Source organism: Flavobacterium sp., assembly GCF_004295795.1.
In the GTDB taxonomy this organism is placed as follows: Bacteria; Bacteroidota; Bacteroidia; order Flavobacteriales; family Flavobacteriaceae; genus Flavobacterium.
Window position 1 is genome coordinate 14,885 of the sequence record NZ_SEBR01000004.1, and the last position, 13,859, is coordinate 28,743.

General features: G+C 46.5%; 15 protein-coding genes. 11 read left to right on the forward strand and 4 right to left on the reverse strand.

Features of this window, described 5'->3' with window-relative positions:
• Positions 1 to 78: 78 nt before the first annotated feature.
• The 9 genes from EOO49_RS03490 (at position 79) to EOO49_RS03530 (ending at position 9,381) form a co-directional block, all read left to right on the forward strand.
• Positions 79 to 2,034, forward strand: a complete 1,956-nt coding sequence (locus tag EOO49_RS03490; RefSeq protein ID WP_290842787.1) for an LTA synthase family protein — start codon at positions 79 to 81, stop codon at positions 2,032 to 2,034.
• A 62-nt stretch (positions 2,035 to 2,096) separates the two neighbouring features.
• The gene (locus tag EOO49_RS03495; RefSeq protein WP_290842789.1) at positions 2,097 to 2,519 is read left to right on the forward strand and encodes a thioredoxin family protein; all 423 of its coding nucleotides are present in this window, start codon (positions 2,097 to 2,099) and stop codon (positions 2,517 to 2,519) included.
• Positions 2,520 to 2,596: 77 nt separating this feature from the next.
• A complete protein-coding gene (locus tag EOO49_RS03500) occupies positions 2,597 to 3,022 on the forward strand; it encodes a thioredoxin family protein (protein WP_290842791.1) in 426 nt (141 codons plus the stop codon).
• Complete coding sequence (locus EOO49_RS03505) at positions 2,989 to 3,948, forward strand: FAD:protein FMN transferase (protein ID WP_290842793.1); 960 nt, start codon at positions 2,989 to 2,991, stop codon at positions 3,946 to 3,948. The genes EOO49_RS03500 and EOO49_RS03505 overlap by 34 nt, the downstream gene beginning before the upstream one ends.
• Positions 3,945 to 4,175, forward strand: coding sequence for a DUF4266 domain-containing protein (locus EOO49_RS03510; RefSeq protein ID WP_290842794.1), 231 nt, complete (start codon positions 3,945 to 3,947; stop codon positions 4,173 to 4,175). The genes EOO49_RS03505 and EOO49_RS03510 overlap by 4 nt, the downstream gene beginning before the upstream one ends.
• Before the next feature lie 12 nt (positions 4,176 to 4,187).
• A complete protein-coding gene (locus EOO49_RS03515; protein WP_290842795.1) occupies positions 4,188 to 5,378 on the forward strand; it encodes a DUF3570 domain-containing protein in 1,191 nt (396 codons plus the stop codon).
• A gap of 3 nt (positions 5,379 to 5,381) precedes the next feature.
• Positions 5,382 to 6,068, forward strand: a complete 687-nt coding sequence (locus EOO49_RS03520; RefSeq protein WP_290842796.1) for a response regulator transcription factor — start codon at positions 5,382 to 5,384, stop codon at positions 6,066 to 6,068.
• Positions 6,061 to 7,440: a HAMP domain-containing sensor histidine kinase gene (locus EOO49_RS03525; protein ID WP_290842798.1), complete on the forward strand. Its 1,380-nt coding sequence runs from the start codon at positions 6,061 to 6,063 to the stop codon at positions 7,438 to 7,440. The genes EOO49_RS03520 and EOO49_RS03525 overlap by 8 nt, the downstream gene beginning before the upstream one ends.
• Positions 7,441 to 7,446: 6 nt before the next feature.
• Entirely contained in the window at positions 7,447 to 9,381 is a 1,935-nt protein-coding gene (locus tag EOO49_RS03530) for an LTA synthase family protein (RefSeq protein WP_290842800.1), read from the forward strand.
• On the opposite strand, the gene EOO49_RS03535 is transcribed toward EOO49_RS03530, so the two are convergent.
• The 3 genes from EOO49_RS03535 to EOO49_RS03545 form a co-directional block, all read right to left on the reverse strand.
• Positions 9,382 to 9,783 (reverse strand): glyoxalase, encoded by a 402-nt coding sequence (locus tag EOO49_RS03535; RefSeq protein ID WP_290842801.1) that lies wholly within the window; start codon positions 9,781 to 9,783, stop codon positions 9,382 to 9,384.
• Positions 9,784 to 9,854: 71 nt separating this feature from the next.
• Positions 9,855 to 11,207 (reverse strand): OmpA family protein, encoded by a 1,353-nt coding sequence (locus tag EOO49_RS03540; protein ID WP_290842803.1) that lies wholly within the window; start codon positions 11,205 to 11,207, stop codon positions 9,855 to 9,857.
• Positions 11,208 to 11,384: 177 nt separating this feature from the next.
• Positions 11,385 to 11,672 carry a DUF3817 domain-containing protein gene (locus EOO49_RS03545; RefSeq protein ID WP_290842804.1) on the reverse strand — a complete coding sequence of 96 codons (288 nt, stop codon included), beginning with the start codon at positions 11,670 to 11,672 and terminating at the stop codon, positions 11,385 to 11,387.
• Positions 11,673 to 11,735: 63 nt separating this feature from the next.
• Between EOO49_RS03545 and EOO49_RS03550 the strand changes: the two genes are divergently transcribed.
• Entirely contained in the window at positions 11,736 to 12,254 is a 519-nt protein-coding gene (locus EOO49_RS03550; protein ID WP_290842806.1) for a DUF6155 family protein, read from the forward strand.
• A gap of 106 nt (positions 12,255 to 12,360) precedes the next feature.
• Positions 12,361 to 12,804 (forward strand): hypothetical protein, encoded by a 444-nt coding sequence (locus EOO49_RS03555; RefSeq protein ID WP_290842808.1) that lies wholly within the window; start codon positions 12,361 to 12,363, stop codon positions 12,802 to 12,804.
• Here the strand turns inward: EOO49_RS03555 and nfi are convergent.
• Positions 12,789 to 13,478: a deoxyribonuclease V gene (nfi, locus tag EOO49_RS03560; RefSeq protein ID WP_290842810.1), complete on the reverse strand. Its 690-nt coding sequence runs from the start codon at positions 13,476 to 13,478 to the stop codon at positions 12,789 to 12,791. The two genes, EOO49_RS03555 and nfi, sit on opposite strands and share 16 nt — an antisense overlap.
• Positions 13,479 to 13,859 lie beyond the last annotated feature (381 nt).

Sequence of the window (13,859 nt, forward strand, 5' to 3'; positions counted from 1 at the left end):
GCGAACATTAAGTTGGTTTTAAGAGGCGCTTAAGCCAATCTGAAGTTGCGCTTTTGACTTTTGTCCTCAAAAAAAGTCATGTTCCAAAAAGTTGTTTCGGGTCGTTTTATACTGGTCGCGGCATTCGTGCTATGGTTTGTAGGTATTTCTTTTTTGCTTCGGATTTTGCTTGCGGTTTGGGAAGCCGACGAGATCACGAGAAATCCGTTTGCGCTTTTGAAAGTTTTGCTTGTCGGAAGTTTTTTTGACATAGGAACGGTGAGCTTTTTGGCGCTTCCGGCCTTGTGCTATTTCTCGCTTTTGCCGAATCGGTTCATCGGATCGAAATTCGACAGGATTTTCACGTGGTTTTTTTCGACGCTCACGATCTTCATCCTCGTTTTCACCTTTTTCGCCGAAGTCACTTTTTGGGACGAATTCAGGACGCGTTTCAACTTCATCGCCGTAGACTATCTGATTTATACGCATGAAGTTGTCGCGAACATAAGTCAGTCGTATCCTTTGCCATTGTTGGTCTTCGGGATTTCGGCTCTCACATTTCTCGTGGTTTTTTTGTTCCGACGAAAGAAGATTTTCCGCCTCACTTTCTCCGAAAAAGCGTCGGTAAAACAAAGAGCGATCGCGTTTTCGCCCGTTTTTGCCACAGCGATTCTCTTCTCGTTTTTAGTGACCAACAACCAAGCCGAATGGTCGAAAAACCGATACGATTCCGAACTCTCGAAATCAGGCATTTACTCGTTTTTCGCCGCTATGCACAACAATCGCATGGATTATCGCGAGTTCTATACGACGATTCCCAACCGGCAGGCTTTTGCTATCGTCCGAAATAAACTGAGGGAATCGGGTACGAGATTTTCCACTTCGCGTTTCCCGATCCATCGCGTCATTTCTGCTTCCGAACCAAATCCGCAGCAGAAAAATGTCGTCTTTATTTTGGTGGAAAGCTTGAGCGCCAAATTCATGGGCGAGTTCGGAAACACTGAAAACATTACGCCGTTTCTCGACAGTTTGTCACATCACAGCTTGTTTTTCCGGAATTTGCATGCCACGGGAACACGCACCGTCCGCGGGATGGAAGCCGTGACTTTGTGCATTCCGCCGACGCCGGGACAAAGTATCGTAAAACGTCCCGAGAATGACAACCTTTTCACGATTTCGGATGTTTTCAAGTCCAAAGGCTACGACTCGAGTTTCTTTTACGGTGGCGACAGCTACTTCGACAATATGAATGCTTACTTCGGCGGAAACGGATTTGACATCTATGACCGCGGCCGAGGAAGCGTACTGAGCGACGACATCAAGACAAAACGCACGAATATAGGCGACAGCCAAGTCACGTTCGAGAACGCCTGGGGAATTTGCGACGAAGATATTTTTGCCAAAATGCTCAAGGTTGCTGACGAAAAATATAGCAAAAGCCAGCCGTTTTTCAATTTTGTGATGACGACTTCCAACCATCGGCCTTATACTTATCCGTCGGGAAAAATCGATATTCCGTCGCACACCAATAGACAAGGCGCGGTAAAATACACAGATATTGCGTTGCGCGAACTTTTCCGGAAAGCCAAAAACAAAGCTTGGTTCAAAAACACGATTTTCGTAATCGTCGCCGATCATTGCGCCAGCAGCGCCGGAAAAGACGAGATCGACGTAGCCAATTACCACATTCCGGCCTTTGTCGTGAATTTGCCGGAAGCTGAAAACAAGGAAGTGGACAAACTTTGTTCGCAGCTCGATCTTTTCCCGACTTTGTTTTCGATTTTGCACTGGAGATACGATTCCGATTTTTACGGAAAAAACGTTTTGTCGGACGATTTCGAGCCGCGCGCACTTTTTGGCACTTATCGCAAATTATGTCTGATGAAAGACAACAAAGTCATGGTTTTATCAGACGGAAAAAAACAGAATTTCTACTCGTGGGACAAACGCGACAACTCGCTCAAGCCTATGGCAGTCGACAAGAGCTTCCTGCGCGAGACGATTTCGTACTATCAGACCGCCGACTACTTATTCACAAACAAATTGTTGAAATAAAGCACGGAAAACGTTGTTCAAAATGCGATTTCCGTTTTACATTTAGCATCAAATTGCTGTATATGAAAACGATTATCCTGTTTTTGCTGATGACTTCGGGCACGACTTTCGCCCAACAGTGGAACAACGATCTCGATGAGGCTTTCCGTCAGGCGGAACAAGGCAGTAAAAACGTGCTGTTGTTCTTTTCGATCCCCGACAATTGCGAGCTTTGCCGACGCATCGACCACGACGTTTTCAAGTCACAGGAATTTCTGGAGTACGCACAATCCAACCTTGTTTTGGCCAAAATGGACTTCAAGAGCCAGCCCGGAAAAGACAAAGCCGAACAATTGTTGGTCGTGGAAAAGTACAACAAGGACGGTTTTTTCCCGTGGGTTGTGCTTGTGAACAAAACCGGAAAAATCGTCGCAAAACTTCCTATGTACGACGATCAGACGGTTCGCCAATATGTCGCCCAGATCAAATCGGCAGACAAGGGCTGACTTCTTAAGCGAATCTTAAGCGATCCAGGCCAATAGAGGCGGGCGGTGTTTCGTTATTTTGGAAACAAATCCAGAGTATGAAAACTATTGCCGCTTTTCTTGTGCTGTTCGCTTTTTCGGCAAATGCCCAAACCGATTTTTCGCAGGTAAAGTCGCAAGCCAAATCACAGCATAAACACATCCTGCTTAATTTTTCGGGATCGGATTGGTGCGGACCTTGTCTGGTTTTTACGAACGAATTTCTCGGGAATCCGCAATTCAAAGCTTTCGAATCGGATGCACTCGTTTTTGTAAATGCCGATTTTCCGCGCAAGAAGAAGAATCAACTGCCGGCCGAATCGGCGAAAGCCAACGATGCCTTGGCCGAAAAGTACAATCCGAACGGTATTTTCCCTTACACCTTGCTGTTGGATTCCGACGGAAAAGTCGTGAAATCGTGGCAAGGCAAGCCAAACGTTCCCGTCGCCGAATGGATTTTCGAACTCAAAAACCTTTGCAACTGATGCAGGTTTTCTCGCGAACAGTGCGTCTCATGGGAAATACATTCGCTTTTTCGGTCGCTGCCGAAAGAGAGAAAATCGCTTTTGACCAGATGGAAATCGCAGTAGTGGAAACCAGGCGTATCGAAAGTTTGCTCACGACTTTTTCGGATACAAGCCAGACGAACAAAATCAACGCGCGCTCTGGAATTTCGCCTGTAAAAGTCGATGCCGAAGTTTTCGATTTGATCGAGAGAAGTATCGCCATTTCGCGTATTACGCAAGGCGCTTTCGACATTTCATACGGAAGTATCGACAAAAAGCTTTGGAATTTCGACTGCTCGATGCAAGCGCTTCCGGACGCGGAAACAGCCCGAAAAATGGTCCATCTCATCGACTTTAGAAACATTGAACTCGACGCCGAAGCGCAAACCGTTTTTCTCAGGAACAAAGGAATGCGGATCGGATTCGGTGGAATAGGAAAGGGCTACGCCGCCGAAATGGGCAAGCGCAAATTGATAGCGGCCGGAGTGGAAAGCGGGATAATCAACGCCAGCGGCGACTTGACGGCTTGGGGAAAACAACCTTCGGGAAAATCCTGGACTATCGGGATTGCCGACCCGGAGCGTCCGAACCAGCCATTTTCCTATCTCGACATTTCAGACAAAGCCGTCGCGACTTCTGGCAATTACGAAAAATTCGCGATGATCGGCGGCCGCAAATACTCGCACACGATCGATCCCAAGACCGGATTTCCGATCACGGGGATCAAAAGCGTGACCACGATTTGCGACAACGCGGAATTCGCCGATGCGATGGCGACTCCAATAGCGGTAATGGGAATTTCGGCGGGTTTGCACCTTGTCGATCAAATTCCGGGTTTGCACTGCATCATCGTTGACGATTACAACAAGATCTACTCCTCGAAAAACATAAACCTTACCTCATGAATCTCAAATCGACCAAACCTAAGTTGGCTGCCGTTTCGCTGCTCGCGGCCGTTGCATGCACATCTTGCTCTCAAGTCAAGGAATACCAGAAGGCCAAGCTCAACGACTCCGAAATGGTGTTGTCAAACCGAAAAATAGAGAAGACCGAATTGAGTTTCCAGTCGTATCGCGAAGGCGCATCGGGAGGAAATTCGGGCAAAAGTGGCGGCGGATGCGGCTGTAATTGATAAAATACCGAGATGAAAAAGAGAATTCTCACAGGATTTGCCTTACTGCTATTGATGCAACTCACGGCGCAAAATACATCGGAGCCAATTCAAAGCGACACATCGGCTTACAAAGCGACCAAACTCAAACTCGAGGAAATAAATCTCGTATCGAGTTACTACAAACAGGACGGAAACCATTCGGCTGTGGAAGGCGGGCTCGGAACGCAAAAATTGACCGATATCTCGAATGCAATCGATGTGAAATTGACGAAATACGGCGCGACCGGCAAAAAACACACTTTCGGCCTCGAAGTCGGGATCGACCACTATTCTTCGGCTTCGTCCGACAAAATCGATCCGAGTACTGTTTCGTCTGCATCTTACAGCGACACGAGGGTTTATCCGTCTTTGAGTTACGGTCTCGAAAACGAATCGACTGGTTCGGCTTTTTCGGCAGGCGTTTCTTCGTCTTCGGAATTCGACTACCAATCGTTTGGAGCGAACATCGGATATGCCAAAAAAACCAGGGACAAAAGCGGCGAATTCAGCGCGAGATTCCAGGCTTACATCGACCAGATAAAGCTAATCACGCCGATAGAATTGCGAACGTCAGACAGTTACGCGACTGACAATCGCAACACGTTTGCCTTATCGTTGACTTACGCACAAATCGTAAACAAGGAATTCCAGTTGTTGTTTTCGGCCGACGTCATTCGGCAAGACGGCTATCTCGGACTGCCATTTCACCGCGTCTATTTCAACGACCAAAGCGTGCACCAGGAACATTTGCCAGATTCTCGCCTCAAGATTCCGCTCGCCGTTAGAGGCAGTTACTTCTTGGGCGACAACGTGATCATCCGCGCATACTATCGCTACTATCAGGACGATTGGAAATTGTCTGCTCACACTTTCGATCTCGAAGTTCCCGTGAAATTGTCGTCTTTTGTATCGGTGAGTCCGTTTTACAGGTTTTATGCACAAACCGGTACGAAATATTTTGCGCCATACGGAGCGCATTCCGCCGCAGACGAATTTTATACGAGCAATTATGACTTGTCGACTTTCGACAGCAATTTTCTCGGAGCCGGAATACGACTTGCACCTCCAAAAGGTGTTTTCGGATGGGGCCATTTCAGCATGTTGGAAATCAGGTACGGGCATTATGACAGGTCGGACGGTTTGAAGTCGCACATCGTCAGCCTCAATCTTAAATACAAATAAGGCATGAATCAGTCCAGAATTTTGGTTGTCGAGGATGAAAAAGGAATTTCCGAATTTCTCAGGCAAGGTCTTGAGGAAGAAGGTTTTTTCGTCTCGGTCGCCGCCGATGGTTCGCAAGGCCTGACTTTGGCCAGAACACAGGCTTTCGACGTCATTTTGCTCGATTGGATGCTTCCTAAATTGAGCGGACTCGAGGTCTGCAAGCGTTTGCGGGAATCCCGGAACGAAACGCCGGTACTGTTCCTCACCGCAAAAGACACGGTTCAGGACACGGTCGCCGGACTCAAATCTGGGGCGAACGACTACATCAAGAAGCCTTTCAGTTTCGAGGAATTGCTTGAACGCATCAAAGTCCAGCTCAGGAACGGACACGAAACCGTAGACGATCTGCGGCTTGGCGATATTTTGGTAAAACGCGCCACACATCAGGTTTTTCGCGCATCCGAAGAAATTATGTTGACGCAAAAAGAATTTGCACTGCTCGAATATCTCATCGAACGAAAAGGTACGATCTGCACGAGAAACCGGATCATCGAAGACGTGTGGAACATCCATTTTTCTTACGACACGGGCGTTATCGACGTTTTCATGAATTCGCTGCGAAAGAAACTGCACCTCAAAAAAGAGGAAGATTACATCAAGACCGTGAGAGGAATCGGTTATATCGTAAACGAAATAGAGCATGATTAGTTCGTTCCGAAATAGGATAGCATTTTACATCCTGTCGGCCACGGCTGCCATCGTGTTGATCGCTTTCGTGCTGATTTACCGGATGACGGTTTCGAACGCTTTGTCTGACATCAACAAAGATTTGATGATCGAGGTCGAACGCCATCAGTCGGACATTGAAAAACTTGTCGATACCACGCGTTTGGTGCTTCCGAACGAATGGGAAGAGTCCGAACACAAAGACTTGCTGATCAATCCGATATTCGTGCAGGTTTACGACAAAAGCGGAAATTTCCAGGAAAAATCGCCGAATTTGAAAGACAACCAACTTCGGTTTTACAAGAACGACAGCGAGCGATTCCGCGACACGGTTTTGTCCGGAAGACAAGTGCGCCAAACGCAATCGGCTTTGTATCACTCGGGAAAAAAAGTCGGTTATGTCGTAATAGCAATGTCTACCGAAGCTTCGTTCAACCTGATTTCCGACCTCAAATTCCTGCTTTTCGTATTGTATCCGATCATTTTGCTGGCACTTTTTTTCGTCTCGAGATTTTTGGCAGGCAAAAGTATCGATCCGGTTTTGGAGATCATTGCGACGACCGAAAGGATAAGCGAAGGAAATCTGACAGAAAGAATTTTGCTTCCCAAGCGCAAGGACGAACTTTACAAGTTGTCGGTTTCGCTGAACAGCTTGCTCGAAAGAGTTGAGGCGATGATGGCGCGCGAAAAGGAATTTACGGCCAACGCTTCTCATGAATTGCGCACGCCGCTTGCCGTGGTAAAAGGCACTTTGGAAGTGTTGATTCGCAAACCTCGTGAGGTTGAGCAATATGAGGACAAGGTTTCGTATTGTCTCAAGGAAATCGACCGACTCACGAATTTGGTAGAACAACTGCTCGATTTGGCGCGATTCGAGAACCGAAAGCAAGATCTGAAAATAGTCGAGGTCGCGATCGACGAAGTGGTTTTGGAAGCTTTGCAGTTGTATTCCGAACAGATCCAGATTCAAAAGCTGTTGGTCGATTTTACATTTGACAGACACTTTTTCGTGCAGTCGGACGCCTCGATGGCCTCGACGGTAATTTCGAACGTCTTGTCGAACGCCATCAAGTATTCGAAACCCGGCGGATTGCTAAAAATTACGCTGACGCAAGCCGACGATACGACCATTTTGGAAGTTTCCGACGATGGAATCGGAATTTCCGAAACAGAACTCAAACGCATTTTCGAGCCGTTCTATCGCGCCGGAGACGAAAGCCGTTCCGGAATTGGAGGCACCGGTCTTGGATTGTCACTGGTAAAACGAGTTTGCGATTTGCTCAAAATCAAATTGCAGATAAACAGCGCAATCGATGTAGGGACGAACGTAATCCTTACATTTGCGCCACATTAATTTAACATGAAGAGATTTTCATTTTTGAGGCCAGCACTGATTTTCGCGTGTTTGGCGCTTATCATTACGACTGTCAGCCGCATTGCCTTGTTCGCGCTCTTTAGCGATCGCGTGACCGAAACCGACGACTATTGGCAGATTTTCCCGATTGGTTTGCGTTCCGACCTGATCCTTATCGGCTATCTGAGTTTCCTTCCCGTTTTGCTTCTCACGTTTCTTCCGGTCTCAAAATTTCGCAAGGTCCGCAGGTTCATTTCGGGTTATTATATTTTCTTCCTGTCGCTTTTTTTACTGATGGAACTTTCGACTCCAGATTTCATCCGTCAGTACGACACGCGTCCGAACGGGATTTTTCTCGAATATCTGGTTTATCCGAAGGAAGTTTTTGGAACGTTGATCAAAAGTTATTGGATCATGCTTTTGGCCGCGATCGTTATAATGACTGGTTTCGTTTGGGGAATGACGCGCAATGCCGGACGCATTTTTAAAATGGGAGACACGCCTTTCAAGACCAAGTTGATTTTGTTTCCGATCGTGATTTTCCTGTTGGTTTTCGCTTCTCGCGGAAGTTTGACTTCGAAACGCCCAATCAACATCAGCAACTCGGTGTTTTCTGTCGACCAACTCACGAATTGCCTCGGACTCAATTCGCTTTATACCGTGGCTTTTGCGGCTTACGCGATGAAAAACGAGACCAACGTCGACAAAATGTATGGCAAGATGAACGAGCAGGAAGCTTACGCCCGCGTCAAAAAATATATGGATGTCGCTGCTGACGGATTCACTTCAGATTCGATTCCGCTGTTGCACGTGACCAAACCTGATTCCGTTTTGGCCAAACCCTACAATCTCGTCATCATCTTGCAGGAAAGCCTCGGGGCGGAATACGTAGGATGTCTTGGCGGAAAACCACTTACGCCGAACATCGACAAACTCGCCAAAGAAGGAACGCTTTTCACAGATTTGTACGCCACGGGAACCAGAAGCGTTAGAGGCATCGAAGCCGTCGTTACCGGATTTTTGCCGTCTCCGTCAGAAAGCGTCGTGAAATTGAGCGATTCGCAATCAGGGTTTTTCACCATCGCGGCCTTGCTCGAACAGAAAGGTTACGACACGAGTTTTGTCTATGGCGGAATGGCGAATTTCGACAACATGGCCTCGTTTTTCAACGGAAACGGCTTCAAACGCATTATCGACGAAGACGACTTCGACCCAAAGAAAAGCGCCTTTCACGGCACTTGGGGTTGGAGCGATGAAGATGTGATGAAAAAGGCGAACGAGTATTTCAGAACGCAGCAGAAACCATTCGTGTCTTTGGTGTTTTCGTCGTCGAACCACGAACCTTTCGAGTTTCCGGACGGACGCATCGCACTTTACGACAAGAAAAAAAATACGGTGAACAACGCCATGAAATACGCCGACTTTGCCGTTGGGAAATTCTTCGAACTGGCCAAAAAAGAGGCTTATTACAAAAACACGATTTTTCTCGTGATTGCCGACCACAACACCAGAACTTACGGAAAACACTTGGTTCCGATCCACAAATTCCACATTCCGGCTTTGGTGATCGGGCCGAATGTCGACAAGGGAAAGACCTACGACGCGCTTTGCAGCCAGATCGACATTCTCCCGTCGGTGATCTCGAAACTTGGACTCGAGCTTGAAACGCCTATGCCTGGACGCAATTTGTTCCGCCTTTCGCCTTCGGTGGCAGGTCGCGCAATCATGCAATTCCACAATATCAATGCGTTTCGCGTCGGAAATGAAGTCGTGGTCATGCAGCCGTTCAAGAAACCTTTGCAGTTCAAGCTATCGAACGATACTACGTTCGTGCCTATGCCTTTGGATCCGGGCTTGGCCAATGACGCTTTGGGACACGCCTCGGCAGCCTATCATCTTTACAACGACAACACGTATAGACTTCGAAAAATCTGGAGATGATCAGTTTTGTTGCAACTCGAACAACATGACCTGACTTTTAAGGCGCTCGATCAACATGTTCATCATCCGCTTGTTGAGTTGGGAGGAATTCGTGATGTATTGGTCGTATTCGGGTACGGTGAACAAGCCTATCACCATCCCTTTTAACGAATTCCGGAACTTGATATCCTTTTGGATGGAATTCTCTATGTATTGCAGTTTCTTTTCAACCGAATAGGAGTAGAAGTCGTTCTTGTATTTCGAAATGTAATTGCGGAACACGTCCAGAAAAAGGTCGTTCTGCAATTTCAGTATCGGACGCAGCACTTTGTTTTGGAACTGTTCGTCGGGCGAAGAATTCTCGCTCACGTTTCCAATGGCTTCACCTCTCAAATTCTCGATAATTTCATCCCTGGTTTCCATGTGTTCTTTTTCTAGAATGTATAAAAAAAACCGCTGCGTGAACAGCGGTTTGGAAGTAAGTTGTCAACCGATTACTTGATGTGGAAAATCGCTTTTCTCACCAATCGGCGTGCCATGTCAGAGTTTTTATCAACAGAGTCGTCTTCTCCGGCAGGAACGATGTTCAGGCGTGAACCGTCGATTCCTGATTTGATGAGCACGTCTCTGATGTAAGAGGCGCGTTTGCCCGAAAGCGACTTGTTGAAGTCTGTATTTCCGATCTCGTCTGCGTAACCTGTAATATCGGCCGTAGCGGATGGGTTGTTTCTCAAATAGTTGAGGATGAAAGCCACATTTTGGGTCGAAGCCGGAGTTGGTTTAACGCTTCCGAAGTCGAAGAATACGGCGATGTATCCGTCGTTGATAAGTTGTTTGACGACTTCTCCGTTCTGGGTTGCATCGGTCACTGCTTGTTGAGCGCCTTCTTTTACGGAGTTGTTGATGAATTTCTCGAGTTCGTCAGGAACACCGTTTTGGTTCAGGTCGACCATGCGGCCTTTCGTGTCTACGGCAACACCCGGAATAGAGTTGTTCTCTACGTCGAGGTAATCCGGAACACCGTCTTTATCGGCGTCATTCATCATCGTTTCGAGTTCTCCGATGCGTTTGTCGAGTTCTGCGATTTCGTCAGACTGTTTGTCCTCGATCACGCCCCAATCGCCGTGAAGCGGATTCGGTCCGAAAGAGTAGGACAGACCCAAAACGCCTGAAAGCATCTGGCCTTGAAGGTTGTTGTCTGCGGTAGAATAATGTCCATCCCAAGCGAAATGCTGACGGAAATTGTATACGTAGCTGATGTCGAGATAAAGCGAAAGTCTGTCGAGAACGCGGAATTGTGGCGTGATTCCGAATACTACACCGATGTTGTTTTCAGTAAATCCTTCCCCAGAAGCGCCACCGATAGGATCGATACCCGTATCAAGTTGAGGCGTAACCCTTGCGTAAGAAATACCACCGTGTGCCAAAAGTCCGAAGCGGTTTATCACTTCCTCAAGATCGAGGACGCGTGAAGCATTTACGACACCTTGCAACTGGAAGCGCAATTGATTGACCTCGAAAGGCTTGCTGTCAGTGTCTTTATGGTTTTTGAATTTGTCGAAATTTCCGTCGAACTTGAATCCGAAAGTCGGACTTATCATATAACGGACACCAAGATTGTAAGAGTTGAAGTTGAAAGACCCGAGGACTTTGTTTGGATTGCTAGAAAAGTAACCTTCGGTGTAAGGACGCATTCCGCGTGCCATTCCGGCTCCGGCCTCGATTGTCCATTTGTTGTACATGTCATCGACGGAAACCTCTTTTTCTTCGGGATTTTCCTTCGTCTGGGCATTGATCTGGGAAATGGCCATGAAGCCTAAGGAAATCAATAGTAGACTTTTTCTCATAAAGTTTTGGCGTTATTAAGCTGGACGGTCGGGATTTTTGCTCGCGACCAATGCAAATATAAAGTATTACAATTTAAAAAACCTACGTTTTGGCTCAGAAAAGCCTGTGAATCTTGAGGTTTTAAAATCAATTTAACGCGATTTACACAATTTCTTGAAATGTTTTTAACATTCCCTTCAAACGCGTGAATCCTGACGCAGGTATTTTCTCTCGACGTAAAAAGTTCCGGCCGGAATTACCGATGCCGCACAAATCACAAGCAATTTTTTCCAACTCCAATTTTCTTCCGATTTCAAAACGAACGCCATGATGATATAAACAATGAAAAGCACTCCGTGCGCCATCCCGACGGGAAACATGATCGCTTCATTCTTGAGGATATATTTCATCGGCATTGCGATAAGAAACAAACTCAGCAGGGAAATTCCTTCCAACAGCGCGACAATCTTGAAAATTTTGAGCATAATGTGGTACTTTCGTTTCGTGCTGCAAAAGTAAGATTTAAAAGAGCAGGCAGCCAACAAAAAATGAGCAAAAGAGACCTTAAGAAATATTTGGCCCAACTCGACAAAGAACAGGTTGCCGAACAATTGCTGGAACTGTACGATAAATTTGCGGCAGTAAAAACCTACTATGACTTCGTATTCAATCCGAACGAGGAAAAACGCATAGGTGAAGCGAAGGCCAAGATATCGAACGAGTATTTCCCGCTGAAATCGAAGCGTCCGAAGTTGAGACGCAGTACGGCCCAAAAATTCATCAAACACTTTCTATCGCTCGGAGTCGATCCGATCGCGTTGACCGATGTGATGCTTTACAATCTGGAAACCGCGCAGCGATTCACGGCCAAAAGAGAAATCAGATACGAATCGTTCTATAAAAGTATGGGCAATTCGTTCGAAGAAGTTGTCGATTATGTGATTGCGAACGGTCTTGCCGCAGATTTTCGAATCCGGATATCGAACGTGGCGTCGAGTGCGAAATCCCAAAAATGGATCAACTCTCATTTCTTCGACGAGCAGTTGGAGCGTTTGGAAAAGATATGAGAATTTTGAAAGAAATCTCGGAAATCGTGTAAGTGACAAAAATCGCAAAATGCGAACTTAGTTCTGTTCCCAAACTTATTTTTCAGCCCCTAATAAGTGAATCGATATGTCAGTTCCATCGAGTGCTAAGATTTCCACGTTCCTGTTTCGGATACCACATATCTCAAATCTGCTTTGCTTCAATGACGCCTTGTGTGACAAGGATTCGCTGATTTCGGTAGTCAGTCAGATCTTGAAATTGGGCGATCCCGAAATTCTTTACAAAGGGTACGATCCGGTGTTTTCGCCACGAAAGGAAGTCATGTCGAAAATAAAGGATTCGGCAATCGTGCGCGTTTGCATTCCGGGAAAAGAAATCATCAGGCGCGATCCGGCCAAAACGGTAAGACTCGTGGTGGACGAATTGCAGAAGCCGAGAAACGTGATTTCGGTAGCAAGCGATACGCTAAGCCCATACAGCAATATCATTGCCGTCGCCATCTCGGTCGAATCTGCGCGCCACAAAAGCCGGTTTCATGTGGAATGCGCGCCCATTCAGCAATCGGCGTGAAGTCCTTGCGCCAATTCTCCTGTCCGGAATAGATTTACCATTTCATGTGCGATTCGCGTCGGTTCCGGAATCCTGTACTTTCCGACACATCTCGAGACGATTTCAAGGCTTTGGTCAACCGAAACTTTGTGCCCCGGAGAAATGTAGATCGGCTTGACCGCATTTTTTGTCCTCAGCGCGTGTCCGCAAAGCTGGTCTTTGATTACAATTGGTGCCGAACTGAATTTCCCGAGCTCCAGATCGTCGAATTTTCCTGACAACATACTCTTGGCGCAACCGATCGTCGGCTGGTTTTCGACAATCCCGAAATGCGTTGCGATTCCCATTCTTCTCGGGTGCGTAATTCCTTGCCCGTCAAGTATCAGAATGTCAGGAGTTAAAGTAAGCATTCTCCACGCTTTTTGCAGTGCCGGCATTTCCCGAAATGCAAGATAACCCGAGACATACGGGAAATTCGCTTCTCCTTTGGCAAGTGCCATCTGCTTGATTTTCATGCTGGGATATTCCATGACCACGATTCCGGCGTAGACCGTCGTGCTGAATTTATTGAACGAAATATCGGCTCCGGCGACGAGTTTTATTTCTTTGTCGAATGGCGTAAGGTCGATTTTTGCCTGTAGTTCTTTCTGGATTAACGTGGCTTCACTGATACTTAAATTGTCGTAGGTAAACATTGCAATTGGGGAAATTTGTCGTTGTTTTTATTTGGGGAAATACAATAGGGAAGCTGCATCGGATGTCTTTCGGATGTGAGGTTTCGATAGAATGGATGCGGGAATATTGCTGGTTTTTGTCGCTGATAGGATTTGCATCGGAAAACAAAAACACCAATTTTGTCACAGCGTCATTCGGCCATGTAAATACATGGGAATTTTGCGACACGAGGTTTGAGTTGCCAAAGCATTTCATGGACGATAGTCAGTTTTTTTGGATAGTTCGGGATTCTCAAAAATACGGATACAAAACCGAAAAACGTCCAAAATATTCGCAAAATGTTCTATAAACTGGTTTTATGTATGCTTTTCCCGATCGAATTATCAGCAAATGTTTTAGCA